Genomic DNA, 25,834 nt, shown 5'->3' with positions numbered 1-25,834 from the left:
CGTGGGCGCGGAGCGGGACAGGGTCGACTCCTTCGGAAAGCTCGAGGACGGCCTGCTGCACGCCAGCGACTGGTACCTGTGGGGCCCCTACCTGAGCGAGCGCCAGTGGGGCACGGTGCGGGAGGACTACAGCCCCGACGGCGAGGCGTGGAGGCACTTTCCGCACGAGCACGCGCGGTCGCGGGCGTACCGCTGGGGCGAGGACGGCATGGCCGGCTTCAGTGACATCCGGCAGCGCCTGTGCCTGTCGCTCGCGCTCTGGAACGGCCAGGACCCGATCCTCAAGGAACGGATGTTCGGCCTCACCGGCGACGAGGGAAACCACGGTGAGGACGTCAAGGAGTGGTGGTGGTTCACCGACGCGCTCCCGAGCCACGCCCTCAACCGTTGGCGCTACCACTACCCGCAGAGCGCGTTCCCGTACGACGACCTGGTCACGGAGAACCGTCGACGCGACAAGCACCAGCCCGAGTACGAGCTCCTGGACACGGGGGCCTTCGACGAGGACCGGTTCTGGGTGGTCGAGGTCGAGTACACGAAGGACGGCCCCCACGACGTCCTGATGACCATCCAGGTCACCAACGCCGGGCCGGACACCGAGACGCTGCACGTCCTGCCGACGGTCTGGTTCCGGAACACCTGGTCCTGGGGCGACGACGAGGCGGCTCCGCAGCTACGCGCCGGCACCGGGTCGATCGACATCGACCACCCGCTGTTCGGGGACCTGGAGCTGGTCGTCGGCCCGGGCCCCGACGGCATCGCACCGACGCTGCTCTTCTGCGAGAACGAGACCAACGCCGCCAAGCTCTTCGGTGCCGCTGAGAGCCCGACGTATCCGAAGGACGGGATCAACGACCACGTCCTGCACGATGCGCCCACGGTCAACCCGGCCCGCGAGGGCACGAAGGCGGCGGCCTGGTACCAGGTGTCGGTCGCGTCGCAGCAGACGGTCGAGCTCCGGCTGCGACTGCGCCCCAGGGGCGGGGCGGCCGACGCGGTCGGTCCGTCGTTCGACGAGGTCGCCACCCGCCGTCGTGCCGAGGCCGACGAGTTCTACGCGGAGCTGACGCCCGCCGGCTCCACGGCCGACGAGGCACTGGTGATGCGCCAGGCCTTCGCCGGGATGCTCTGGTCCAAGCAGCTCTACAGCTACGAGGTGGCGCGCTGGCTCGACGGCGACCCCGGCCAGCCGGTGCCGCCCGCGTCCCGCAAGACCGGCCGGAACAGCCGATGGCGCAACTTCGACGCGTTCGACATCATGTCGATGCCCGACACGTGGGAGTACCCATGGTTCGCGGCGTGGGACCTGGCGTTCCACTGCGTCTCGCTCGCGCACGTCGATCCCGCGTTCGCCAAGTACCAGCTGATCCTCATCTGCCGCGAGTGGTTCCAGCACCCCAGCGGAGCGCTGCCGGCGTACGAGTGGTCGTTCGACGACCTGAACCCTCCGGTACAGGCGTGGGCCGCGCTCGAGGTGTTCGCGATCGACGGTGCCAGGGACCTCGACTTCCTGCGCCGCGTCTTCGACAAGCTGCTGGTCAACTTCACCTGGTGGATCAACCGCGAGGACGCGGACGGCTCCAACCTGTTCGAGGGCGGCTTCCTCGGGCTGGACAACATCGGCCCGATCGATCGCGACAAGCTGCCCGTCGCCGGCCGCCTGGAGCAGTCGGACGCGACAGCCTGGATGGCCCTGTACTCGATGCACATGGCGACGATGTCGTTCGTGCTGCACCGCAAGGGCAACCAGCCGACGCAGGACCTGACCATCAAGTTCCTCGAGCACTTCGCCCTCATCAAGGGCGCGCTCGACGACCAGGACCTCTGGGACGAGGCGGACGGGTTCTTCTACGACCGCATCGTGCTCCCCGACGGCGAGCGCATCCCGGTCAAGGTGCGCTCGATGGTCGGCGTGCTGCCGGTGCTCGCCTCTCTGGTGATCGACGAGCCCCTGATCGCCGAGGTCGCCGTCCTGGGCAAGGGCTTCGCCAGCCTCCTGGGCGACGCGCTCGACCCGTCGAACCTCGCACCGGACAGCGGCGCCGTCCGCGGCACGACAGGAGAGCGCCGGATCCTCGTCGGGGTCGTCGGCGTGGACCGCATCCGACGGCTCTTCGCCCGCCTGTTCGACGAGGACGAGTTCTTGTCCACCTACGGCCTGCGAGCCCTCTCGGCCGCGCACCGCGACCACCCCTACGTGCTCGACATCGGCGAGCTGTCGGCGAGCATCGACTACGAGCCGGCCGAGTCGACGACCGCGATGTTCGGCGGCAACTCGAACTGGCGCGGCCCGATCTGGTTCCCGCTGAACTACCTGCTGGCCACCTCGATCAAGCTCTACGGAACGTTCTTCGGCGACGACGCGACGGTCGAGTTCCCGACGGGCTCCGGCGTGCACCGGCCGTTGACGGGCGTCGCCGAGGACCTGCGCACCCGGCTGGTCTCCCTGTTCCTCGTCGGCGACGACGGGCGGCGGCCCTGCTACGGGTACGTGAGCCGGTTCGTCGACGACGGGCAGAACCCGCACTGGCAGGGACTCGTACAGTTCAACGAGTACTTCCACGGTGACAACGGGGCCGGCCTGGGCGCCGCGCACCAGACCGGCTGGACCGGCCTCGTCGCCGACCTGATCCGGCGCAGACCCGGCTCGGGCGTCGCGTCCCTGAGCGACCTCGTGCACCTCGACCCCGCACCGACCCGACCGAGCCCACCTCCGCCGAGCCCAGTCCCACCCGTCCGATAGCTTCCATGGCACCGCGCTCGAGTCACGGGTCGTCGACGGCTCGCCTCGGGCTCGGCGCCGCCCGTCCGGTGTCACCACCCACCGGCCCCCACCCTGCGAGGACCACCGCATGAGCGCCACCGTCACCGTTCCCGCGACCGTTCGGTCCACCCCGGGCTCGGCGTTCCCGCTGGGGGCGACGCTGCTCCCCGGCGGCACCAACTTCGCGGTGGCGTCGGACGTCGCCGTCGGCATGATCCTGTGCCTGTTCGACGCCGACGGCACCGAGCACCAGGTCCCGCTCGTCGACAACGACGCCGGGGTCTGGCACGCGTTCGTTCCCGGCGTCGTGGCGGGCACGCCGTATGGATTCCGCGCCGGCGGACCGTGGGACCCGTCGCGCGGTCTGCGCTGCAACCCGGCCAAGCTGCTGCTCGACCCGTACGCGCGCGCGATCAGCGGCGACGTCCAGTTCGGTCCGGAGGTCCTGGGCTACGTCGTCGGCGACGCCGACGCGCCCAGCGCGCTGGACTCGGCGCACCACATGCCCCGGAGCATCGTCGTCGACCAGGGCTTCGACTGGGAGGGGGACGTCCACCCGGGGACCGACTACGCCGACACCGTCTTCTACGAGGCCCACCTCAAGGGGCTCACTGCGCTGCACCCCGACGTCCCCGCCGAGCTGCGGGGCACGTACGCGGGCCTCGGTCATCCCGCGGTGATCCAGCACCTCCTGGACCTCGGCGTGACCGCGGTCGAGCTGCTTCCCGTGCACCACAGCGTCCCGGAGGCGTTCCTCGTCGAGAGCGGCCGGACGAACTACTGGGGCTACAACACGATCGGCTACCTCGCACCCCACGAGAAGTACTCCGCGCACGCCCGCGCCGGCCTCGTCGGTGGCCAGGTCGACGAGTTCAAGACGATGGTCAAGCGACTGCACGCCGCCGGCCTGGAGGTCATCCTCGACGTGGTCTTCAACCACACCGCCGAGGGCGGCTCGGGCGGCCCGACGCTGTGCCACCGCGGCATCGACAACCCCTCGTACTACCGGCTGAGCCCGACGGACCCACGCTCCTACTACGACACGACGGGCACGGGAAACTCCCTCAACGTCGACCACGCGACCACGCTGCGGCTGATCATGGACTCGCTGCGGTACTGGATCCTCGAGATGCACGTCGACGGGTTCCGGTTCGACCTGGCGACCACGCTGGCGCGCGAGGACGGCAGCTTCGAGAAGACCGCGTCGTTCTTCGACCTCATCACGCAGGACCCCGTCGTCGGGCGGACCAAGCTCATCGCGGAGCCGTGGGACGTGGGCCAGCTGGACAGCTACAGCCTTGGGCGTTTCCCTCCGCTGTGGAGCGAGTGGAACGGCAGGTACCGCGACAGCGTGCGGGACTTCTGGCGCGGGACCGACGGGATGCTCGCGGAGCTCGCCACCCGGCTCGCCGGGTCGTCGGACCTGTTCGGCGGCTCGGTCAGGCGGCCGTCGGCGTCGGTCAACCTGGTGACGGTCCACGACGGGTTCACGCTGCGCGACCTCGTCAGCTACGACGAGAAGCACAACGAGGCCAACGGCGAGCAGAACCGCGACGGGTCGACCGACAACCGTTCCTGGAACAGCGGCGCGGAAGGCCCCACCGACGAACCTGCGGTCATCGCCCTGCGCGGGCTACGCACCCGAGCGATACTCACCACGCTCCTGACCTCCCTGGGTGCACCGCTGCTGCTGGGTGGCGACGAGCTGGGCCGGACCCAGCTCGGCAACAACAACGCCTACTGCCAGGACGGCCCGATCACCTGGGTGGACTGGGAGAACGCCGACCAGGAGCTCCTCACCTTCACGCGACGGCTGATCGGGCTGCGCCGCCGGCACCCGGTCCTGCGACGGAGACGGTTCCTGACCGGTGCGCAGACGGAGGAGATCGGGTGGTACTCCCCCACCGGGCAGTTCATGGCCAGCGCCGACTGGGCCGATCCCCGGGCGCGGTCCGTCGCGATGTACCTGGATGGCTCGGACGCGCCCGACCGGGACGACGCCGGTCAGCCGATCATCGACACCGACCTCCTCCTGCTGGTCAACGGCTGGTCGGGCGCGGTGGAGTTCACGGTCCCGGACGCACGCCCCGGCAACGTGTGGACGGTCGCGCTCGACTCGTCGGTACCGACCGGCGAGTCGACGGACGTCACCCCGCGCGGCGCCGGAGACCAGGTCTGGGTGCCGGGCTGGTCGGTCCTGGTCCTCACGAGTCCCCCGCCCGGCGTGTGACGCGCCGGCACCCGGCAAGTCTCAAATTCCGACCTGCTTAGTCCAATATTCGAGACGCGGGTGTTGCCTGCGCCCGCGGACCGTCATCCTCTTCACATGCAGACCTGCCGCGCCGCCTCGACGTGTTGTCACGTCGCCACGGCTCCCGCGCGTCCCTGCTGTCCGCGGACCATCTGAACCTCGGCCCCGTCCCCCTCGGCCGCGCGTTCTTCGCCAGGCCCCGTCCCGGACGACGGCCCGGCAGAACCGCGACCATCCCCGTCCCCCGCGGAGGAAGCGCCCTCATGGCGTCCACCTTGTTCGTCCGAGTCCTCAACCGTGCCGCAGCGCACGCCCCGGTCCGCGCTCTCGCGCGATGTCGGCGATGTCCGGCACCCGCTCGCAGCCCGCGTTGACCGACCGACTCGAACCCAAGGACCTGACATGACTGCTCGACCCGCGCACCGCGCGCGCCGCCTTGCCGCCACCTTCACCGCCCTGCTCACCGCTGGCGTCCTCTCGTCCCTCGCCGCGTGCTCCTCGGGTTCCGACGCCGCAGCCGAGCCGTCCCCGACGGCCTCGCAGGGCGGCGCGTCTGCGACGCTGGCCGAGGCGGACGAGGTGCGCCTCGGCTACTTCGCCAACGTCACGCACGCGATTCCCCTGATCGGTGTCGAGGACGGCACGTACCAGAAGTCCCTCGGCGACACGAAGCTGACGACGCAGATCTTCAACGCCGGGCCCGCCGCCGTCGAGGCCCTGTTCGGCGGGGCGATCGACGCCGCGTACGTCGGCCCGAACCCTGCCATCAACGCGTTCGCCAAGTCGGACGGCAAGGCCATCCGGATCGTCTCCGGTGCGACGTCGGGTGGTGCGCAGCTGGTCGTCAGCGCCGCCATCAAGACGCCGGCCGACCTCAAGGGCAAGTCGGTGGCCACCCCCCAGCTCGGCAACACCCAGGACGTCGCTCTGCGCGCCTGGCTGGCCGACCAGAAGCTGACCAGCTCGCTCACCGGGGCCCAGTCCGACGTGAACGTCGTCCCGCAGGAGAACGCGCAGACGCTCGACGCCTTCAAGGCCGGCCAGGTGGACGGTGCGTGGCTCCCGGAGCCGTGGGCGTCCCGCCTCGTCGACGCCGGCGCGCACGTCCTCGTGGACGAGAAGGACCTGTGGCCGGACGGCGACTTCGTCACCACCCAGCTCATCGTCAACACCGACTTCCTCGACAAGTACCCCGGCACGGTGAAGAAGCTCATCGAGGCGGAGTACGCGACGAACGAGTGGATCACCGCGAACCCCGACGAGGCCAAGACGGCGGCGAACGCCAACATCGAGAAGCTCACGGGCAAGCCGCTGGCAGACGGCGTGCTCGACCGCGCGTGGGGCAACCTGCGTCTCACCCTCGACCCGATCGCCTCGAGCCTGCAGACGTCGGCGGACCACGCCGTCACCGTCGGCACCTCCAAGAAGACCGACCTCGAGGGCATCTACGACCTCGCCCTCCTCAACGAGGTGCTGAAGGCCAACGGCCAGGACACGGTCGACGACGCCGGACTAGGAGCAGACGGAAAGTGACCACCACCGCGACGGCGGCCGGCGGCCCGGGCACCTTGGGTGCCCCGGCCGCCGTTGCGGCGCGTCTGACAGACGTCACCCAGCACTTCGGCGAGGCCTCGCGGCCGCCGGTGCTCGAGCACATCGACCTGACGGTCCAGCCCGGCGAGTTCGTCTGCCTGCTCGGAGCCTCGGGGTGCGGAAAGTCGACCCTCCTGTCGCTGATCGCCGGGCTCGACCAGCCCGTGTCCGGTCAGGTCGAGGTCACCGGCGGACGGCCGGCGCTCATGTTCCAGGAGCCCGCGCTCTACCCGTGGCTGTCCGCGGGCGCGAACGTCGAGCTCGCCCTGCGCCTGCGCGGCGTACCGCGCAAGGAGCGCAAGGCCGAGGCCCAGCGGCTGCTGTCGCTCGTCCGGCTCGACGGCGCGGCGCCCAAGCGGGTGCACGAGCTGTCCGGCGGCATGCGGCAGCGCGTCGCGCTCGCCCGGGCGCTCGCCCAGGAGGGCGATCTGCTCCTCATGGACGAGCCGTTCGCGGCGCTCGACGCCATCACGCGCGACGTCCTGCACGAGGAGCTCACCCGCATCTGGTCGGAGACCGGTCGGGCGGTGATCTTCGTGACCCACAACGTCCGCGAGGCCGTCCGGCTCGGTCAGCGTGTGGTCCTGCTCTCGTCGCGACCCGGGCGGGTGGTGCGCGAGTGGCGCATCGACATCCCGCAGCCGCGGCGCATCGAGGACGCCGACGTGTCCGCGCTCAGTGCAGAGATCACCGAGCACCTGCGTGAGGAGATCGCCCGCCATGGCCACTGAGACCACCGCCCCCGTCACCGGACCGGCACACGAGCGCCCCTCGGACAGCGCACTGGCCGCAGGCCTCGATGCGCTCGAGACGCCGATCACCAACCCGCGCCCGTCGTTCCTGGTCCAGGTGTGGCGTTCAGCCTGGCCCGTGCTCTCGGCGCTCGTGGCGATCGTCGTCGTCTGGCAGATCGCCTACATGCTCGAGCTGAAGCCGCCCTACGCGCTGCCGAGCCCCGCCGACACGTGGCAGACGTTCCTGTCCACGGTCGAGGACGGCACGGCATGGCTCGCGATGAGCACGAGCGTCCGGCGCGCGGCGGTCGGCTTCCTGCTGTCCGTCGTCGTCGGGGTCGCGATCGGCACGGCGCTGGCGGCCTCGCCGCTGCTGCGTCGCGCCTTCGGCCCGATCATCACGGGGCTGCAGTCCCTGCCGTCGGTCGCGTGGGTGCCCGCCGCGGTCATCTGGTTCGGCCTGACCGACGCGACGATGTACGCCGTGGTCCTGCTGGGCGCGGTGCCGTCGATCGTGAACGGCCTGCTCGCCGGCACCGACCAGGTGCCGCCGCTGTTCCTGCGGGTGGGCCAGGTGCTCGGCGCCCGCGGCTGGACCCGGATCCGCTACGTGCTCCTGCCGGCAGCGCTCCCCGGGTTCCTCGGTGGCCTCAAGCAGGGCTGGGCATTCGCCTGGCGCTCCCTCATGGCAGCCGAGCTCATCACGGTGGCGATCGGGGGCGGTCTCGGCCAGCTCCTGGACACCGGCCGCAGCCTCAGCGACATGTCGCTCGTCATCGTCTCGATCTTCCTCATCTTCCTCGTGGGCATCGCGATCGAGCTGATCGTCTTCTCGCCGCTCGAGCGGGCGGTGCTGAACTCGCGTGGCCTGACCGGTCAGACGTCCAACACGGGACGCCGCAAGTAGCGTCGATCGGCCGTTCGTCTCGATCTACGTCGCCCTCTCTGTCACGATCAGCACGTGACGAGCAGCGACGCGATCTGGACCCAGACCTACCTCACGGCCGGCGCGCACCAGATATTCATCCGGCGCAGCCCTGATGTCGAGGGCGGCGTCCCGGTCGTGCACATCCACGGCTTCGGCATCTCGGGCTCGTACCTGATGCCGACGGCCCGGCTCCTCACCGACCGTGGCGCGAACCTGGTGCCCGACCTGCCGGGCTACGGCCGCAGCGAGCGACCCGGGCACACCCTCGGCATCCCCGCGCTCGCCCACACCCTGCTCGACATCCTCGACGCCCTCGGCTTCGAGAAGGTCATCCTCGTCGGCAACTCGATGGGTGCCGTCGTGAGCCTCGAGGTCGCGCACGCGGCGCCGGAGAGGGTGCACCGGCTCGTGCTCGTCTCCCCGGCAGGCGGCGTGCACAACCAGCCCCTGCGCCGCGCGCTCCGGCAGCTGGCCACCGACGGGGTGCGCGAGAGCCCCAAGATGGCGCGCGTCGCGGTGCCCGACTACCTGAAGTTCGGGCCGATCAACACCTTGAACCTGCTCAGCGAGCTCACCCGCTTCCCCTCGCTGGAGCGGCTCCTGCAGGTCCCGGTGCCCTCCCTGGCGGTCATCGGGTCGAAGGATCCGCTCATGCCCGGACCGAAGCGTGTGCGGGAGGTCGGCACCAGCTCCCCCGACCACGTCACCGTCGTGCTCATCGAGGGTGCCGCGCACGCGATCAACTTCAGCCACCCGGGTGAGCTCGCGCACGTGATCACGTCGTGGCTGGACGACAAGGAGATCGTCGACGACCCGGACCAGCCCGGCCTCACCCGGGTGCTCCGGCTGCCGCGCGGCTGATCAGGCGGTCAGCCGGTCCAGCAGGATCGCCCGGAGCTGCGGGTCGGCGAGCGGTCGGAAGTGTCCGGGCGTCGCCAGCACGACCTCGTGCGCGCCGTCGAGGTGGCTGCCGCCGGGGATGTGCGGGTCCCAGAAGGCATGGGCCGACGTGATCCGATGGTTCACCTCGACCTCGGCGGCGAGCGCCACGATCGTCTCGTCCGAGGGGATGAACGCCCGGACGGAACGCAGCGGAATCCAGCGCGCGTACGTCGAGCCCGAGAACGGCGTGTTCACCGCGACCATCGAGGAGATCCTGCCGTCCGCGTCGTGCTCCAGCATGGCCAGCTTCCCGATCAGGCCGCCCTTGCTGTGGGCGACGAGCACGACCTCACGCAGGTCGTGCTCCTCGAGGTACCGGGCGAGCACCTGCGCCGCGTCGGCGACCGGTCGCCGGTTGTACCCGAGGGCCGGGACCGTGTGCACCCGGACACCGTGCGCGTAGAGCACCTCGGCCACCGGTCGCAGGAACTGCCACGGCTCCCACACGCCGGGGACGAGGACGACGGGCGGGCCGACCAGCGCCTGCGGTGCGAGGTAGGCGTCCCACCCGCGCGAGCTGGCCAGCTGCCAGCGAAGCACGCTGGCGTAGTCCCGGACCCGCCACCACAGGTGGCGCACGGCGCCCGGGGTCGGGAAAACGTCGGCGTCCGGCATGCGGCCATAGTGCCGCATGCCGGACGTCCACTCAGACGCGTGCGGGCTCACGCACGCGCGCCGGCACCGGGAGGCCGAGGTTGTCGCGCAGCGTGGTGCCTGTGTAGTCGGCGCGCAGCGAGCCACGCTCCTGCAGCAACGGCACGACCTTGTCGACGAACTCGTCGAGGCCGGTGGGCACGAGGTGCGACCCGACGATGAACCCGTCCGACCCGTCGTCCTGCACGAACTCGTCGATCTGGTCGGCCACCTGCTGCGCCGTCCCGACGAACTCGGCCCGCGTGAACTGGTCGATCACGACCTCTCGGGCGGACAGCTTCTTCTCGGCTGCCACCGCACGCAACCGGTCGGCCCAGACCTGCAGGTCGGACTCGAGCCGGGCGCGGCCCTGGATGAACGCCGGCGCGGCGACGTCCGGCTCGATCGAGGGCAGCGGGCCGTCCGGGTCGAGGTCGGACAGGTCGCGGTTCCAGACCAGCTCGAGCAGCACCCGCGCGGTCTGCGGCGTGACCTGCTGCTCGCGCACCCAGATCGCCTTCTCCTGCGCCTCGGACTCGGTGTCCCCGAGCACGAACGAGCCGCTGGGCAGGAGCTTGACGTCCTGCGGTGCCCGCCCGAACGCGACGGCCCGCCGCTTGATGTCCGCGTAGTACTGCTTCGCCTCGGGCAGGTGGGTGAACGGCGAGAAGATCGCATCGGAGCTCGCCGCCGCGAAGTCACGGCCCTGGGGCGAGACCCCGGCCTGCAGGATCACCGGTTGGCCCTGCGGCGAGCGCGGGACGGTGAACCGGCCGCGGACGTCGAACTGCGGCCCGGAGTGCCAGAACGCGCCGACGTCGCCGGAGCGCACGAACTGCCCGCTCGCCTTGTCGGCCACGACCTCGTCGTCGGCCCACGAGTCCCACAGCTCACGGACCAGGGCCAACGACTCAGCGGCACGCTCGTACCGCTGCGACCGGTCCAGGAAGCCGCCGCGGCGGAAGTTCTGCCCGGTGAACGCGTCGAACGACGTCACGATGTTCCACGCCGCCCGGCCACCCGAGAGGTGGTCCAGCGACGCCAGCTGGCGAGCGAGCTCGTACGGCTCGTTGAACGTCGCGTTGATGGTGCCCGCGAGCCCGAGGTGCTCGGTCACCGCGGCCAGCGACGCCAGCACCGTGAACGTGTCGGGGCGGCCGATGATGTCCTGGTCGAAGATCTTCCCGCCCCGCTCGCGCAGCGCGAGGCCCTCGGCGAGGAAGAAGAAGTCGAACTTTCCGCGCTCGGCGGTCCTCGCCGTGTGCTCGAAGCTCGAGAAGTCGATCTGGCTCCCGGACTCGGGCAGTCCCCAGAGTGTCTGGTGGTTCACGCCGCCCAGGTAGGCGCCGAGGATGATCTGCTTGCGTGTCGTCATGGTCGTGGTCCTCGTCTCAGCGGGCGGTCGCGTAGCGGTTGGGCACGTCGGTCGGCAGGCCGAGCAGGCCCCGCAGCGAGTCGGCGTCGTAGGCGGGACGCGTCAGTCCGCGCCGGCGCAGCTCAGGCGCGAGGTCCCTGGCGACGAGCGTCAGGTCGTCCGGCAGGGTGGCCGGCCGAAGTCGCACCCCGGCGTAGCCGAGCTGATGCCAGGCGGCGATCTGGTCGGCGACGACCGACGCGCTGCCCGCGACGACGACCGCGTCCGTGAACCACGGCTCCCCCGTCGCCGCGTCCAGCCGAGCCTTGCGGTCCGCTCCCGACTCCTCGGGCGTGTCCAGCACCACTACCAGGTCGGCCCACACCTGCAGGGGCAGGCCCGAGCGCCCGACGCGGACCTCCGCGTCGCGCACCTCGGCCAGGGTCTGCCGTGCACCCTCGTCGTCGTGCGGCGTGACGAACACGACGTCGGCCGCCTGCGCCGCGAGCTCGTACGGGATCGTGGAGTGTGCCAGGACGGTGACCACCGGCTGTCCCTGGGGCGGCCGAGGCGTGATCGAGGGACCACGGACCGAGAACTGCGCGCCCTCGAAGTCGACGTGGTGGACCTTGTCGCGGTCGATGAACCTGCTCGTCGCCACGTCGCGGATCTCCGCGTCGTCCTCCCAGCTGTCCCAGAGCCGCCGCACCACCTCGACCGCGTCGGCGGCCTCCTCGAACGTCTCGCGGACGTGCGGTGCGATGGCGGGGTCGTCGAGGTCGATGGGCGGTGCGAAGCTCGGGAACTCGCGCCGGCCGAACAGCTCGGCCTGCGAGGCCCCTGCAGAGACGCGCACCTGCCAGCCGGCCCGTCCTCGACTGGTGTGGTCGAGAGTCGCGAGAGCCTTGGAGACGTGGAACGGCTCCGTGTGGGTGACCGTCACCACCGGCACCAGCCCGATGCCCCGGGTGACCGGCGCCAGCCGCGCCGCCACGAGCTCGGCGTCGAGTCGACCACGCACCTGGTCCGTGCGCTCGTCGGGACCCTCGAACCGGCTCGACTGGAGCGCGAACGTGTCCTCGATGGTGACCAGGTCGGCCAGCGCGTCCTGCGCGGTGCGGACCAGGTCCGCCCAGTAGCCGGCCGTGAACAGCTCGGAGGGCCGTGCGTGCGGCTCGCGCCACGCGGCGGGATGCCAACCCGCGCCGTCGAGGGCGATCGCAAGGTGGAGACGGGCGGTGTCGGACATGGAGACGACCTCTCCGGGGCGCTCGGGGCCCCGCATCGCGCTTGCCGGACGCGGTCCGCCCGGCCAGGTCTGCACCTGGAGGCACCCACCGTGCGGAGGGGTTGCCGACCGGCGAGCCAGGGCCCTCGCGCCGGTCTCGTGACCTTGGCCGGGAAGGTAGCAGCGCGGTCGGCGGGCGCAAGGTCCGCGGGGTGCCGTCTCGCTCCGCGGACGCGACCCTGTCAGGTCAGGGCGTCGCCTCGTTCAGGAGGCTGCGGCGCAGGCGGCCACGAGCAGCTCGGCAGCGCTCCGGACCTGCTCGATCTGCGCGGGATCCAGGGCGAGGCGCTCGACCATCGTCGCCGGGATCGGCACGGCGAGGCTGCGCAGGTCGCGGCCGGCCTCTGTGAGCACGAGGAGCAGTGCCCGCTCGTCGGCGTCGTCCCGCTCGCGACGCAACAGGCCCATGGCCTCGAGGCGGCGTACCAGCGGCGAGGTGGTGGCGGGTTCGAGGTGCAGGTGGCCGCTCAGCTGGGTGAGCGAGATGGGGCCGTACTGCCACAGCGCCAGCATCGCGAGGTACTGCGGGTGGGTCAGCCCGAGCGGCTCGAGCAACGGCCGGTAGAAGCCGACGAGGCTTCGCGCGGCGGCGGAGATGGTCAGGCAGACCTGGGCCTCCACGGCGAGCGGGTCCGGTGCGTCGTCCGTCACGGGCACTCCTCAGATATGATTAGTGCACTAAGCATAGGAGGTCCTGTGACCGAGAAGCACCGCCGCACTGCCACCGAGTGGCTCCTGACCTACCTCGGCCCCGCGGAGGTCGGGAACATCCGGGGCCGACGACGCGCCCTCACGGCCGCCGAGCGCGCGCGCGATGCGCAGCTGCGGCACGAGTTCGTCCGCGTGGTCGGATTCGACGGTCGGGCGTTTCTGGTCGAGCGAGACGCCTCGCCTGACGCGCGTTCGTGAGCGCCTGACCGGCGCAGACCCCGCTCAGGACGGGATCAGGTGCATGGCGCGCGCACGGCGTACGGCCTCGTTGCGACGCGAGACGCCCAGCTTGCGCAAGATGTTGCGCACGTGGGTGCGCACCGTGTTGACGGAGACGAACATCGCGGCAGCGATCTCGTCGGTGGAGAGCATCGCGGCCAGGTGCCCGAGCACCTCACGTTCCTTCTCGGTCAGCTGCTCGACAGGGTCGTGTTCCGCGGTCCGGGCATCGGGCCTCGCGGAGGGTCGCCGGGACGGCACGCGGATCGCCGGGTCCACCTGCAGGAGCCGCTTGACGTCGGCGGGAGCCTCACGGAACGGGCGTCGCAGCTTCTCCGGCGCCGCCAGGCCCAGTGCGCGCTGCACGGCCCGGCGGGCCGCCGCGGGCTCCCCCAGGCTCAGGCGCCGCGATGCCTCGAGCAGCCAGCCCTCGACCTGAGCGGTCAGGGAGGCGTCCGCGTCCGGCAGCGCGGTCGTCGAACCGCCACCCCACTCGGCGAGCCTCACCTGCCAGAGCAGACGCTGCGCCCCGGCGCTCGTCGGGTCGGCGAGCGCCACGTGCCGGTGCAGGGCCGTCGACGGTCTGCTCGCCGCCAGATCGAGCGCCGCGTCCTCGAGCAGCCGCAGGTCCGCGAGCCAGGCCGGTACGTCGGGCAGCCCGGCCAGCACCTCGCGAGCCCCCTCCAGATCGCCGACGACCCGCAGCAGCCGGGCGCCCAGGAGAACGCGCAAGGTGCCAGGTACAGGGTCGGCCACGGTCACGGACACGGCGCCCGCCAGCCGCAGGTGCGCGGCGGCGTCGTCGAGCTCGTCGCTCTCGGCATCCACCCAGGCCAACGCGATCAGCGCGGCGGGATCGGCCGGCCCAAGGCCGGCCAGCGCCCTCTCCGCGAGCGACCGGGCCGTCCGCAGCCGGCCCTCGAGCGCCTCGACGAGCGCGAGCCGACCGAACCGCCCTCCGCTCGCGCGGTAGGACGTCCCGGCGTCCTGGAGCCGGCCCAGAAGCAGCAGCGCGTCAGCGCGCCGCGCGTCGACCGCCGCCGCCAGATCGGACCTGCGGACGGCGGTCGCTACGACCCGGTCGGCAGCCGCAAGGACGGCGACGGCGTCGCCGGTCCCGGACGCGATGACCAGCTCGAGCACGTCGACGGCCGCGTCGTTCCCGCCGTCCGTGCGAGCACTGGCGACCTGCGACGCCGCCTCCCGAAGGTCTCCGGCGCTCACCGCTGCGACGGCCCGCACGATCGCCGGGCCCGCGCCCTGTGCGCCGACGGGCATCGCGGCGAGCACGGTCATCAGGTCGGCCGGCGGTGAACCGAGCAGCACCTCGGCGACCACGCCGGCCTCGATGCCGTACCGTGCGGCGCTCTGCCAGTCCCCACCTCGCGCCGCGTGCGCGGTGGCCTCAGCCGGTCGGCCTGCCGTCGCCAGCCAGTGCGCCGCACGGCGATGCAGCTCCACAGAGCGGTCGAGATCCTCGAGGACGAGCTGGGCGTACAGCGCCTCCCGGAGGAGCGGTGGTACGCCGAACGACCCCGGCTGCTCCTCCATGGACGCCCAGCCCAGCTGCTCGAGTCGCTGGCCGGCGAGCCGGCCGCCCAGCACTTCCACCAGGCCCGGCCGCAGGACGTCGACCACGCTGCAGTCCAGGAGCAGGCGGCTGTCGCCGGCAGATGCCGCGCCGAGCACCCCGGCCCGCACGTACTCGGCCACCGGTCCACCGCTGCCCGTGACGTCGCGGATCGCCGCCTCGGCATCGCTGCGACCCCTGGCGGCGAGAACGGCGAACCGCAACCCCGCTGCCCAGCCGTGCGTCCGCAGGTACAACGCCCGGGCCGATGCTCGCGACACGTCCAGCCCGGCACCGTCGAGCAGGGCGGCGACCTCGTCCGCGCGGAAGGCGAGGTCGGCTGCGCGGATCTCGCTCACCGTCCCGTCCAACCGATGGCGCAGCAAGGGCATCGGCGGGTCGGTGTGGCTCAGGATCACGAGGCGGAGCAGTCCGCGGGCCTGCCGGAGGAGCCGCTCGAGCCCGTCTGCGAGCTCGGCCGGAACGGGACCGTCGCAGTCGAGCACCACGACGACCGCCTCGGCGTGCGCAGCGACGTGGGCACCGAGCATCGTCGGAAAGGCTCGGGGCCCCTCGACCGGGTCGCCCAGCGACACGAGCGACGGCACCCGCACCCCGCACTCCCGCAGCGCCGCAGCCACGGCGACCCAGGGCGCGGTCCCGGTCAGGTCCGGCCGGTCGAGGGTTACCCAGGCGACCGGCCCGGGCACCTGCGCCGCCCAGACGGACACCGCGACGGTCTTGCCCGAGCCTGCCGGTCCGACGACCAGCGTGAGGGGGACGTCGACCGCGAGCGCGTCGTCCAGCCGCGGTCGGTGCAGGATGTGCGCCGCCGGCAGCGGGATCGCCGAGCGGGCGCCCGTCTGCCGAGCAGGGTTGGCTGTGCCGTCCTGGAGAACGCTGCTCATCGCTGCTCGTCCCTTCGCACGCCCCACCAGGGGCATGCACTGTCGGTTCCCCCCCGGCGAGACCTGCCCGCGATCAGTCAAGCCCCTGGCGGGGACCGGAACAAGGGCTCCGACGCCTCAGTGCTCCGGCCCGTGGTCGGTCGGCCCCCGGTCGTGCTCGGCACCCGTCGAGCTCGACTCACCACCTCACGGTGGCGAACGCGACGACGCGCTCAAGGTGATGACGGTGATCACCCTGGTGTTCTTCCCGCTGGTGCGCGCTACCCGGGCTGCACCTACCACGCGTTCCGCGCCCGGGTACGGACGCAGGACTTCAGCCGACGAAGCGGGAGGCGTCCGGCGTAGCCGCGGACCGCTGCCGCCCTGTGCGACCGGCCGCGAACATCGCCCTGTGAAATGTGGCGTCACCCTGGGCGAACACCCCTAAATCGCCCTAAGGTCGCAAGGACGCACCTCCTCACCCAGGGCGGGTGAGGCGGGCTTGCACGGTGCACCTCATCCCACAGGGGTGAGGCCGGCGGACAAGCCCGGGGCACAAGGTGGGTCGCCCCGGGCGAACAGCACGCCCGGTACGAGAGCGTGAGGAAAGGACTGGCCCCATGACGGACGAATTCGCCCGCACGGCAAGCCTCGACGAGACAGGTCCGATCGACTACCTGGTCGTGGAGTTCCCCGGAAGCAAGTTCAACGGCGAAGCGTTCCCGTTGCTCCTGGACCTGGTCGACAAGGGCCTGATCCGGATCCTCGACCTCGTGTTCATCTCCAAGGACGACGCCGGCAACGTCGGCGCTCTGACGCTGGACCAGCTCGACGGCGGTGGCTTCGACCTGACGATCTTCTCGGGCATCCAGTCCGGGCTGATCGGTGAGGACGACATCACCGAGGCCGGGGTCGCGCTCGACCCGGGCAGCGCGGCAGGCGTGCTCGTCTACGAGAACGTCTGGGCCGCGCCGTTCGCCGCCGCTCTGCGCCGCACCGGTGGGCAGCTGGTCGCCAGCGGCCGCATCCCCGTCCAGGCGATCCTCGCGTCCTTGGACGCGCTCGACGCCGAGTGACCGACCCCGACAACCCGAGAAAGGCCAGAACATGCCAGGACTGATCCGCGGGGTCGCCCGCACAGCCGTCGTCGCCGGCACCGCAACTGCCGTGTCCAACCGTGTGTCGCGCCGTCAGGCGGGCCGCTGGAACGACCAGGCCCAGCAGCAGGCCGCACCGCCGCCGCCGCAGTACGCGGAGCCGCAGTACGCGCCCCCGCCCCCGCCGCCGCCCGTCTACGCTGCCCCGGCAGCGGCAGCGCCGGCGGACATGGACGCGAAGCTCGCGCAGCTCTCCCAGCTCGGCGCCCTGCGCGACGCGGGCGTCCTGAGCGACATCGAGTTCGAGGTGCAGAAGAACAAGATCCTCTCCGCCTGAGGACGCTGCAGGCGCGCCCGGGGACGCCACGTCCCCGGGCGCGCGTGTGCCTGACGTACGACGAAGGAGCTCGGTTGTGGACGACCAGACTGCCCCTGCGGCTACGCCGCCCTTGTGGCACAGGCACCTCGAGCTCGTCGCGACGATCATGCTGGCCGTCGCCACCGTCATGACGGCGTGGTCGGCGTTCCAGGCCAACAAGTGGAACGCCGTGCAGACCCGGTCCTACAGCGCGGCCGCCGCGCACCGCACCGAGTCCACCAAGGCCTCGGCCCAGGCCGGCCAGCAGCAGACCATCGACGTCCTCCTGTTCACCGACTGGCTCCAGTCCATGTCGCAGGAGAACGACGGACGGCTGCCCACCTCGTACGTCCCGGACCCAGGCACGTACTCGACGTTCCTGTACAAGCGGTTCCGACCCGAGTTCGAGCCGGCGTTGCAGGCCTGGCTCGCCGACGACCCGGGCACCAACCCCGCGGCCCCCTCGAGCCCGTTCGTGATGCCGGAGTACACGCTGAAGGCCGCCGAGAAGTCGCACGCGCTGGAGAAGGCCGCCGACGCCTCCGCCGCGCAGGCTCGCCAGGCGACGGCTCGTTCGGGCAACTACGTGCTCGCCACGGTGCTGTGCGCGTCGATCCTGTTCTTCTGCGGCATCGGGCTCAAGCTCAGCTCACCCGGACCACGAGGGGCGATGGTCGGGTGTGCGGGCGTCCTGCTGATCGCGACCGTCGTCGTCCTGGCCACCTTCCCGGTGCGGCTCTAAGACCTCCGGCCGTTCCGTGGCGTCGAGCCGCGCACGACGACGAGAGGCCCGGAGGTGTCCTCCGGGCCTCTCGCACATCCTGATCGTCAGGCGACGCGGCCGTTCGCCCGCTCGTCGTCACCGATCTTGTGCACCACGATCGAGTTGGTGGACCCCACGACGCCCACCGGCGCACCCGCGACGACGACGACGTAGTCGCCGACCTCCGCGAGACCGTTCGCGCGCAGGGTCGAGTCCACCTGGTTCACCATCTCGTCCGTGCTCTCGACCGCCGGCGACCGGTACGTCTGCACGCCCCAGCTCAGCGAGAGGGTGTTGCGGACACCCTCGATCGGCGTGAAGGCGAGCAGCGGGATCGCCGAGCGAAGGCGTGACATGCGACGCGCCGAGTCACCCGACTGGGTGAAGGTCACGAGGTACTTCACGTCGAGCGTCTCGCCGATCTCGGCGGCGGCCCGGGTGATCGCGCCACCGCGCGTGTGCGGCGTGGAGCCGAGGGGGGCGATCCGCTCGCGGCCCAGCTCCTCGGTCGCCTCGATGATCCGCGCCATCGTGCGCACGGTCTCGATCGGGTAGTCGCCCACGGACGTCTCGCCCGAGAGCATGACCGCGTCGGCTCCGTCGAGCACGGCGTTGGCGCAGTCCGAGGTCTCGGCCCGCGTCGGACGCGGGTTGTTGGTCATGGACTCGAGCACCTGCGTGGCGACGATGACGGGCTTCGCGGCGCGGCGGGCCAGCTCGACCGCGCGCTTCTGCACGAGCGGAACCTGCTCGAGCGGCAGCTCGACGCCGAGGTCGCCGCGGGCGACCATGATGCCGTCGAACGCCGCGATGATCTCGGGCAGGTTCTCGACCGCCTGCGGCTTCTCGATCTTGGCGATGACCGGGACGACGCGGTTCTCCTCCTCCATGATCCGGCGCACGTCGGCATAGTCCTCGGCGGACCGCACGAACGACAGGGCGATGATGTCCGCCCCGACACGCAGGGCCCAGCGCAGGTCGTCCTCGTCCTTGTCGCTCATCGCGGGCACGGAGACGGCGACGCCGGGCAGGTTGAGGCCCTTGTTGTTCGACACCGGACCGGGGACCTCGACACGGGTCACGACGTCCGAGCCCTCGACGGCCGTGACGCGCACGAGCACCTTGCCGTCGTCGATGAGGATCGGGTCGCCGACGCGGGCGTCACCGGTCAGGCCCTTGTGCGTCGTCGAGACGCGGTCCTTGGTGCCCTCGACGTCGTCGGTCGTGATGGTGAACACGTCACCCACGGCGAGGCTGTGCTTGCCCTCGATGAAGCGGCCGAGACGGATCTTCGGGCCCTGCAGGTCGACGAGGACCGCGACCGAGCGGCCCGACGCCTGCGCGGCAGCGCGCACGTTGTCGTAGACCCGCTGGTGGACCTCGGTGTCGCCGTGGCTGCGGTTGAGCCGCGCCACGTCCATCCCGGCGTCGACGAGGGCCTGGATCTGCTCAGCAGACTCCGTGGCGGGACCGATGGTGCAGACGATTTTTGCTCTACGCATGGGGACGAGCCTATGCCTTCCTGGTTTTCTGTTGTCGGGCCGAACGTCCCGACAGACCCCCAGGGCCGGCCGGTTGGCGACGACGGTCGATCGGGTGGTCTAGGGCCGCAGCGCCACGGTGGACGCGGTCACGGGCGCGGGCAGCTCGGTGCTGCCCGAGAGATAGGTGTCGACCGCCGCGGCAGCGGCACGGCCCTCGGCGATCGCCCAGACGATGAGCGACTGGCCGCGACCTGCGTCACCGGCGACGAACACGCCCGGCACGGACGTGGCGAAGTCGTCGGTCCGGGTGACGAGCCCACGCGAGGTCAGCTCGATACCGATCTGCTCGCTCAGGGGTGTGCTCTCCGGTCCGGAGAAGCCCATCGCGACGAGCACCAGGTCGGCCGGGACCTCCCGCTCGGTGCCGGCCTTCGGGACGCGCCTGCCGTCGGAGAGATACTCCGTCGTGGCGAGCCTGAGCCGGTTCACCGCGCCGCTGTCGTCACCGAGGAACTCGACGGTCGAGGCGAGGTACTCGCGGTCACCGCCTTCGGCGTGGGAGGAGGAGACCTCGAACAGGATCGGGTCCGTCGGCCACGGCTGGTGCTCGGGGCGCTCCTGCGGCGGGCGCTTGCCGATCGCCAGCGTGGTCACCGAGGCGGCGCCCTGCCGCAGCGCTGTACCGAGGCAGTCCGAACCCGTGTCGCCGCCGCCGATGATGATCACGTGCTTGCCGGCCGCGGAGATCTGGTCGGGGACGGGCTTGCCCGCCGCGACCGCGTTCGCCTGGTGGAGGTACTCCATGGCGACGTGCACTCCGCTGAGCTCCTTGCCGGGCACCGTCAGCTCACGAGGGACGGTAGCGCCCGTCGCGATGACGATCGCGTCGTACCGCGCCTGCAGCTGCGGCCACGTCACGTCCCGACCGACCTCGACGCCCGGCCGGAACCGCGTGCCCTCGGCCTCCATCTGCGCGAGCCGGCGGTCGATGTGGACCTTCTCCAGCTTGAAGTCGGGGACGCCGTACCGCAGCAGTCCGCCGATCGCGTCGTCCCGCTCGTAGACCGCGACCGTGTGGCCGGCCCGCGTGAGCTGCTGCGCGGCGGCCAGGCCGGCCGGGCCGGAGCCGACGACGGCGACCGTGTGGCCGGTGAGCCGCTGCGGCACCTGCGGGCTGACCAGTCCCCGCGCGAAGGCCTCGTCGATGATCGAGACCTCGATGTTCTTGATGGTCACGGCGGGCTGGTTGATACCGAGCACACAGCTCGACTCGCACGGCGCCGGGCAGATCCGGCCGGTGAACTCCGGGAAGTTGTTCGTCGCGTGCAGCCGGTCGATCGCGTCCGACCACTGCCCGCGCCACACCAGGTCGTTCCACTCGGGGATCAGGTTCCCGAGCGGACAGCCGTTGTGGCAGAACGGGATCCCGCAGTCCATGCAGCGTCCGGCCTGCTCCTTGAGGTAGGGCTGGCCCTCCTGCAGGTGCTCGTGCACGTCCGACCAGTCGCGCAGGCGGATCTCCACGGGCCGGTTCGGCGGGAGCTCACGGTCGCGGACGCGGAGGAAGCCACGAGGATCAGCCACGCGCGACCTCCAGGATCGAGTCCCAGACACCGGGCGCTGCCGGGTCGAGGCCGTCGGCCTCCGCCTGCGCGAGCGCGCGACGGACCCGCGCGTACTCGGTGGGCAGCAGACGCGTGAACCGCGCCCGCGACTGCGGGAAGTCCTCGAGCAGCTGGGCCGCGATGGGCGACCACGTCTCCTCGCGGTGAGCGCGCAGGAGCTGCTCGACGAGCGCCGCGTCCTCGTCGTCCAGGGGGTCCAGCGCGAGCTCGTTCGTACGCAGCGCGTCGACGTTCACCAGCGCCGGCACCAGGTCCAGCACGTACGCCGTACCGCCGGACATGCCGGCGCCGAAGTTGCGACCCGTGCGACCCAGCACCAGGACGGTGCCACCGGTCATGTACTCGCACCCGTGGTCGCCCACGCCCTCGACCACCAGCGTCGCGCCGGAGTTGCGGACGCCGAAGCGCTCGCCGACGATTCCGCGCAGGAAGATCTGGCCGGTGGTGGCGCCGTAGCCGATGACGTTGCCCGCGACGACGTTGAGCTCGGAGGCGAGCTGGGCGTTGCGGTCGGGGCGGATCGCGATGCGCCCACCCGACAGGCCCTTGCCGACGTAGTCGTTGGCGTCACCGAACAGGCGCAGCGTGATGCCACGCGGCAGGAACGCACCGAACGACTGCCCCGCGGAGCCCGTGAGCGTGACGTCGATCGTGTCGTCGGCGAGGCCCTCGCCACCGAACCGCTTGGTCACCTCGTGCCCCAGCATCGTGCCGACGGTCCGGTTCACGTTGCGCACGGGCAGCGCGATCCGGACGGGCTCACGACGCTCGAGCGCGTCCGCGGCCAGCGCGATCAGCCTGTTGTCGAGCGCCCGGTCCAGACCATGGTCCTGGAGCTTCGTCTGGTGCAGCTCCGTGCCAGGGACCGGCGACGGGACCGCGAGCACGGGGGCCAGGTCGAGGCCCTCGGCCTTCCAGTGGTCGATCGCGGCACGGGTGTCGAGCAGCTCGACGTGACCGACGGCCTCGAGCAGCGTGCGGAAGCCCAGCTGCGCGAGCAGCTCGCGGACCTCCTGCGCGATGAACTCCATGAACGTGACGACGAACTCCGGCTTGCCGGTGAACCGCGCCCGAAGCTCAGGGTTCTGCGTGGCGACGCCGACGGGACAGGTGTCGAGGTGGCAGACGCGCATCATGATGCACCCGGACACCACCAGCGGAGCGGTCGCGAAACCGAACTCCTCGGCGCCGAGCAGCGCACCGATGACGACGTCGCGCCCCGTCTTGAGCTGGCCGTCGACCTGGACGACGACGCGGTCACGCAGGTTGTTCAGGACGAGCGTCTGCTGGGTCTCGGCCAGGCCGATCTCCCAGGGCGTGCCCGCGTGCTTGAGGGACGTCAGCGGGGAGGCCCCCGTGCCGCCGTCGTGACCGGAGATGAGCACGACGTCCGAGTGCGCCTTCGCCACGCCCGCCGCGATGGTCCCCACGCCGAACTCGCTGACGAGCTTGGTGTGGATGCGCGCCTTCGGGTTCGCGTTCTTGGCGTCGTGGATCAGCTGCGCCAGGTCCTCGATCGAGTAGATGTCGTGGTGCGGCGGCGGCGAGATGAGCCCGACGCCTGGCGTCGAGTGCCGGGTCTTGGCCACCCACGGGTACACCTTGTGACCGGGCAGCTGCCCGCCCTCGCCCGGCTTGGCACCCTGGGCGAGCTTGATCTGGATGTCGTCCGCATTGGTCAGGTACTCGCTGGTCACGCCGAAGCGGCCCGACGCGATCTGCTTGATCGCCGAACGACGCACCGGGTCGTTCAGACGGTCGGAGTCCTCGCCGCCCTCGCCGGTGTTCGACTTGGCGCCGATGCTGTTCATCGCGAGCGCCAGCGTCTCGTGCGCCTCCATCGAGATGGATCCGTACGACATCGCGCCCGTGCTGAACCGCTTGACGATCTCGCTGACCGGCTCGACCTCGTCGATCGGCAGCGGCGTGCGCTCGCCGTCCTTGAACGTGAGCAGGCCGCGCAGCGTCATGAGCCGCGACGACTGCTCGTCGACCCGGCGCGTGTACTGCTGGAAGATGTCGAACTGCCGCGTGCGCGTCGAGTGCTGCAGCCGGAAGACGGTCTCGGGGTCGAACAGGTGGTCCTCACCGTCGCGACGCCACTGGTACTCCCCGCCGACCGCGAGCCGCAGGTGCGCCTGACGGTTGCCGCTGGCCGGGTAGGCGTCCGCGTGCCGGGCGGCCACCTCAGCCGCGATGACGTCCAGACCGATACCGCCGAGGCGGCTCGTCGTGCCGGTGAAGTACCGGTCGACCAGCGGCTGCGACAGGCCGATGGCCTCGAACACCTGCGCGCCGCGGTACGACGCGATCGTCGAGATGCCCATCTTGGACATGACCTTCAGGACGCCCTTGCCGAGCGCCTTGATGAGGTTGGCGACGGCCTTCGCCTCGTCGACGCCGGGCAGGTAGCCCGAACGCGCGAGGTCCTCGACGGTCTCCATGGCGAGATACGGGTTCACAGCGGCCGCGCCGTAGCCGATCAGCAGCGCGACGTGGTGCACCTCGCGAACGTCACCGGCCTCGACGACGAGCGAGATCATCGTGCGCGTGTGCCGACGCAGCGTGTGGTGGTGGACCGCGCTCAGCAGCAGCAACGACGGGATCGGCGCCAGGTCGGCGTCCGAGTTCCGGTCCGACAGCACGAGGAAGCTCACACCGTCGGCCACCGCGGCGTCGACCTCGGCGAAGATCTCCTCGAGGCGCGCCTCGAGAGCCTCTCCCCCGCCGCTGACCTTGTAGAGGCCGCGGATCGTCGTCGAACGGAAGCCGAGGGACGGCTCCTTGGCCACGTGCACGATCTTGGCCAGCTGGTCGTTGTCGATCACCGGGAACGGCAGGATCAGCTTGCGGGCGTGCCCGGGGCCGTCCTCGAGCAGGTTGGGCTCGGGGCCGATCGCTCCGCCGATGGCGGTGACGAGCTCCTCGCGGATCGCGTCCAGCGGCGGGTTGGTGACCTGAGCGAACATCTGCGTGAAGTAGTCGAAGAGCATCCGCGGACGGCTCGACAGCACCGCGACGGGCGTGTCGGAGCCCATCGCTCCGAGCGGCTCCGCACCCGCGGCGGCCATCGGGCTGAGCAGGATCTTGAGCTCTTCCTCGGTGTACCCGAAGGCGCGCTGGCGACGACGGACCGACGCAGCGGAGTGCGCCACGTGCTCGCGCTCCGGCAGCTGGGCCAGGTAGACCGAGTTCTCCCGGACCCACTCCGCGTAGGGCTTCTGCGCGGCGAGCGTGGACTTGATCTCCTGGTCGTCGATGATCCGGCCCTTGCCGGTGTCGACGAGGAACATCCGGCCGGGCTCGAGGCGGCCCTTGGCGACGACGGTCGCGGGGTCGATGTCCAGGACACCGGCCTCGGACGCGCACACGACCAGACCGTCCTCGGTGACCCAGTACCGACCGGGACGCAGGCCGTTGCGGTCCTGCACCGAACCGATCAGGGTGCCGTCGGTGAACGTCATCGCCGCCGGGCCGTCCCACGGCTCCATGAGCGTCGAGTGGTACTCGTAGAACGCGCGGCGCGCGGGATCCATCTGGGCGTGGTTCTCCCACGCCTCCGGGATCATCATCATGACCGCGTGCGGCAGGGACCGGCCGGACAGGTGCAGCAGCTCGAGCACCTCGTCGAAGCTGCCGGAGTCCGACCCGCCCGGGGTACAGACCGGCAGGAGCGGACCGAGGTCGCCCAGCTCGTCGCTGGCCAGCGTGCCCTCGCGGGCGGCCATCCAGTTGCGGTTGCCGCGCACCGTGTTGATCTCACCGTTGTGGGCGATCATGCGGAACGGCTGCGCGAGCGGCCACGACGGGAACGTGTTGGTGGAGAAGCGCGAGTGGACGAGCGCGATCTCGGACGCGTACCGAGGGTCCGACAGGTCCGCGAAGAACGGCTCCAGCTGGCCCGTGGTGAGCATGCCCTTGTAGGCCAGCGTCCGAGCCGACAACGACGCGAAGTACAGGCCGTGCTCGCGCTCGGCGCGCTTGCGCAGGCGGTACGCGCGGCGGTCGAGGTCGATCCCCGACAGCTCACGGGACGGGTCGGCGACCACCAGCTGTCGGAACACCGGCATGGAGGCGCGCGCGGTCGGGCCGACGAGGTCGGCGGTCACGACGACCTCGCGCCACGCCAGCACGTCGAGCTTCTCCTCGGCCGCGATCGCGTCGATCGCGGACATGGCGATGCGCTGCTCGTCCTCGTCGACCGGCAGGAAGGCCATGCCGATCGCGTAGAAGCCGGCCGGCGGCAGCTCGGCGTCCACGACGTCGCGCAGGAACGCGTCCGGGATCTGCGTCAGGATGCCCGCGCCGTCACCGCTGTCCTCCTCGGCGCCGACGGCACCGCGGTGGTCCAGGTTGAGCAGCGCGGTCAGCCCGGCATCGACGATGTCCCTGCCGGGCGTCCCGCGCAGGGTGGCGACGAACGCGAAACCGCACGCGTCGTGCTCGGCGGCGGGGTCGTAGAGACCCTGCGGCAGTGGTGCACCGAATGCACCAGGGCTCACCGGCGACGTCGACATCAGCACCGTCCTCACGGTCCCCGGGGTCGGGGAAATAGCACGAACAAGGGGGAACGCGGGACGTCGTCGGCCCAGGCGTGGCGAACGATACAGCGCGGTCGGCTGACCACACGCAT

General features: G+C 71.2%; 18 protein-coding genes and 1 riboswitch. Of the genes, 10 read left to right on the top strand and 8 right to left on the bottom strand.

The window, feature by feature from the left end; translation table 11 throughout:
• The first annotated feature begins 1 nt into the window (after nt 1).
• The 6 genes from I847_RS21205 (at nt 2) to I847_RS0100650 (ending at nt 9,131) form a co-directional block, all read left to right on the top strand.
• A complete protein-coding gene (locus I847_RS21205; RefSeq protein WP_081680302.1) occupies nt 2-2,743 on the top strand; it encodes a glucosidase in 2,742 nt (913 codons plus the stop codon).
• A gap of 109 nt (nt 2,744-2,852) precedes the next feature.
• Nucleotides 2,853-4,994, top strand: a complete 2,142-nt coding sequence (glgX, locus tag I847_RS0100670) for a glycogen debranching protein GlgX (RefSeq protein WP_034608660.1) — start codon at nt 2,853-2,855, stop codon at nt 4,992-4,994.
• Between the two features lie 423 nt (nt 4,995-5,417).
• A complete protein-coding gene (locus I847_RS0100665; RefSeq protein ID WP_034608658.1) occupies nt 5,418-6,548 on the top strand; it encodes an ABC transporter substrate-binding protein in 1,131 nt (376 codons plus the stop codon).
• Nucleotides 6,549-6,613: 65 nt separating this feature from the next.
• A complete protein-coding gene (locus tag I847_RS0100660; protein ID WP_196804474.1) occupies nt 6,614-7,339 on the top strand; it encodes an ABC transporter ATP-binding protein in 726 nt (241 codons plus the stop codon).
• Nucleotides 7,329-8,249, top strand: a complete 921-nt coding sequence (locus I847_RS0100655) for an ABC transporter permease (RefSeq protein WP_028048141.1) — start codon at nt 7,329-7,331, stop codon at nt 8,247-8,249. Before I847_RS0100660 ends, I847_RS0100655 begins: the two co-directional genes overlap by 11 nt.
• Nucleotides 8,250-8,303: 54 nt before the next feature.
• A complete protein-coding gene (locus tag I847_RS0100650; RefSeq protein ID WP_028048140.1) occupies nt 8,304-9,131 on the top strand; it encodes an alpha/beta fold hydrolase in 828 nt (275 codons plus the stop codon).
• Here the strand turns inward: I847_RS0100650 and I847_RS0100645 are convergent, their stop codons facing one another.
• The 4 genes from I847_RS0100645 to I847_RS0100630 form a co-directional block, all read right to left on the bottom strand.
• A complete protein-coding gene (locus I847_RS0100645) occupies nt 9,132-9,827 on the bottom strand; it encodes a triacylglycerol lipase (protein WP_028048139.1) in 696 nt (231 codons plus the stop codon).
• A gap of 31 nt (nt 9,828-9,858) precedes the next feature.
• Nucleotides 9,859-11,220, bottom strand: a complete 1,362-nt coding sequence (locus I847_RS0100640; protein WP_028048138.1) for an NtaA/DmoA family FMN-dependent monooxygenase — start codon at nt 11,218-11,220, stop codon at nt 9,859-9,861.
• 16 nt (nt 11,221-11,236) lie between these two features.
• Nucleotides 11,237-12,448 (bottom strand): LLM class flavin-dependent oxidoreductase, encoded by a 1,212-nt coding sequence (locus I847_RS0100635; protein WP_028048137.1) that lies wholly within the window; start codon nt 12,446-12,448, stop codon nt 11,237-11,239.
• 32 nt (nt 12,449-12,480) lie between these two features.
• Nucleotides 12,481-12,592: riboswitch (SAM riboswitch) on the bottom strand.
• A 99-nt stretch (nt 12,593-12,691) separates the two neighbouring features.
• Nucleotides 12,692-13,138 carry a MarR family winged helix-turn-helix transcriptional regulator gene (locus I847_RS0100630; protein WP_034608897.1) on the bottom strand — a complete coding sequence of 149 codons (447 nt, stop codon included), beginning with the start codon at nt 13,136-13,138 and terminating at the stop codon, nt 12,692-12,694.
• A 45-nt stretch (nt 13,139-13,183) separates the two neighbouring features.
• Here I847_RS0100630 and I847_RS0100625 point away from each other — a divergent pair, with 45 nt between their 5' ends.
• Nucleotides 13,184-13,396 (top strand): hypothetical protein, encoded by a 213-nt coding sequence (locus I847_RS0100625; RefSeq protein ID WP_028048135.1) that lies wholly within the window; start codon nt 13,184-13,186, stop codon nt 13,394-13,396.
• Between the two features lie 24 nt (nt 13,397-13,420).
• Here the strand turns inward: I847_RS0100625 and I847_RS0100620 are convergent, their stop codons facing one another.
• On the bottom strand, nt 13,421-15,895 hold the full coding sequence (locus I847_RS0100620; protein WP_028048134.1) for a LuxR C-terminal-related transcriptional regulator: 2,475 nt from the start codon (nt 15,893-15,895) through the stop codon (nt 13,421-13,423).
• 599 nt (nt 15,896-16,494) lie between these two features.
• On the opposite strand from I847_RS0100620, the gene I847_RS21200 reads away from it, so the two are divergent.
• From I847_RS21200 to I847_RS0100605, 3 genes are all read left to right on the top strand, one after another.
• Nucleotides 16,495-16,950 (top strand): DUF6325 family protein, encoded by a 456-nt coding sequence (locus I847_RS21200; protein ID WP_051274338.1) that lies wholly within the window; start codon nt 16,495-16,497, stop codon nt 16,948-16,950.
• A gap of 31 nt (nt 16,951-16,981) precedes the next feature.
• Complete coding sequence (locus I847_RS0100610; RefSeq protein ID WP_028048133.1) at nt 16,982-17,308, top strand: SHOCT domain-containing protein; 327 nt, start codon at nt 16,982-16,984, stop codon at nt 17,306-17,308.
• Between the two features lie 76 nt (nt 17,309-17,384).
• The gene (locus tag I847_RS0100605) at nt 17,385-18,071 is read left to right on the top strand and encodes a hypothetical protein (RefSeq protein ID WP_155855928.1); all 687 of its coding nucleotides are present in this window, start codon (nt 17,385-17,387) and stop codon (nt 18,069-18,071) included.
• A gap of 86 nt (nt 18,072-18,157) precedes the next feature.
• Here I847_RS0100605 and pyk read toward each other — a convergent pair whose 3' ends face one another.
• From pyk to gltB, 3 genes are all read right to left on the bottom strand, one after another.
• Nucleotides 18,158-19,594, bottom strand: coding sequence for a pyruvate kinase (gene pyk / locus I847_RS0100600; RefSeq protein ID WP_028048131.1), 1,437 nt, complete (start codon nt 19,592-19,594; stop codon nt 18,158-18,160).
• A gap of 99 nt (nt 19,595-19,693) precedes the next feature.
• Entirely contained in the window at nt 19,694-21,160 is a 1,467-nt protein-coding gene (locus tag I847_RS0100595) for a glutamate synthase subunit beta (protein ID WP_028048130.1), read from the bottom strand.
• Nucleotides 21,153-25,718 carry a glutamate synthase large subunit gene (gene gltB, locus I847_RS0100590; protein ID WP_034608655.1) on the bottom strand — a complete coding sequence of 1,522 codons (4,566 nt, stop codon included), beginning with the start codon at nt 25,716-25,718 and terminating at the stop codon, nt 21,153-21,155. Before gltB ends, I847_RS0100595 begins: the two co-directional genes overlap by 8 nt.
• Nucleotides 25,719-25,834 lie beyond the last annotated feature (116 nt).

It is taken from the genome of Cellulomonas sp. URHD0024 (assembly GCF_000426185.1).
Taxonomy (GTDB): domain Bacteria; phylum Actinomycetota; class Actinomycetes; order Actinomycetales; family Cellulomonadaceae; genus Cellulomonas.
Note: the sequence above shows the minus strand (reverse complement) of the source record. Positions and strands in the feature narration are given on the sequence as shown.

Coding starts and splice junctions, on each gene's coding strand:
- glgX (WP_034608660.1), top strand. CDS start 2,853: ATGAGCGCCACCGTCACCGTTCCCGCGACCGTTCGGTCCACCCCGGGC.
- I847_RS0100665 (WP_034608658.1), top strand. CDS start 5,418: ATGACTGCTCGACCCGCGCACCGCGCGCGCCGCCTTGCCGCCACCTTC.
- I847_RS0100655 (WP_028048141.1), top strand. CDS start 7,329: ATGGCCACTGAGACCACCGCCCCCGTCACCGGACCGGCACACGAGCGC.
- I847_RS0100645 (WP_028048139.1), bottom strand. CDS start 9,827: ATGCCGGACGCCGACGTTTTCCCGACCCCGGGCGCCGTGCGCCACCTG.
- I847_RS0100640 (WP_028048138.1), bottom strand. CDS start 11,220: ATGACGACACGCAAGCAGATCATCCTCGGCGCCTACCTGGGCGGCGTG.
- I847_RS0100635 (WP_028048137.1), bottom strand. CDS start 12,448: ATGTCCGACACCGCCCGTCTCCACCTTGCGATCGCCCTCGACGGCGCG.
- I847_RS0100620 (WP_028048134.1), bottom strand. CDS start 15,895: ATGAGCAGCGTTCTCCAGGACGGCACAGCCAACCCTGCTCGGCAGACG.
- I847_RS21200 (WP_051274338.1), top strand. CDS start 16,495: ATGACGGACGAATTCGCCCGCACGGCAAGCCTCGACGAGACAGGTCCG.
- I847_RS0100610 (WP_028048133.1), top strand. CDS start 16,982: ATGCCAGGACTGATCCGCGGGGTCGCCCGCACAGCCGTCGTCGCCGGC.
- pyk (WP_028048131.1), bottom strand. CDS start 19,594: ATGCGTAGAGCAAAAATCGTCTGCACCATCGGTCCCGCCACGGAGTCT.
- gltB (WP_034608655.1), bottom strand. CDS start 25,718: ATGTCGACGTCGCCGGTGAGCCCTGGTGCATTCGGTGCACCACTGCCG.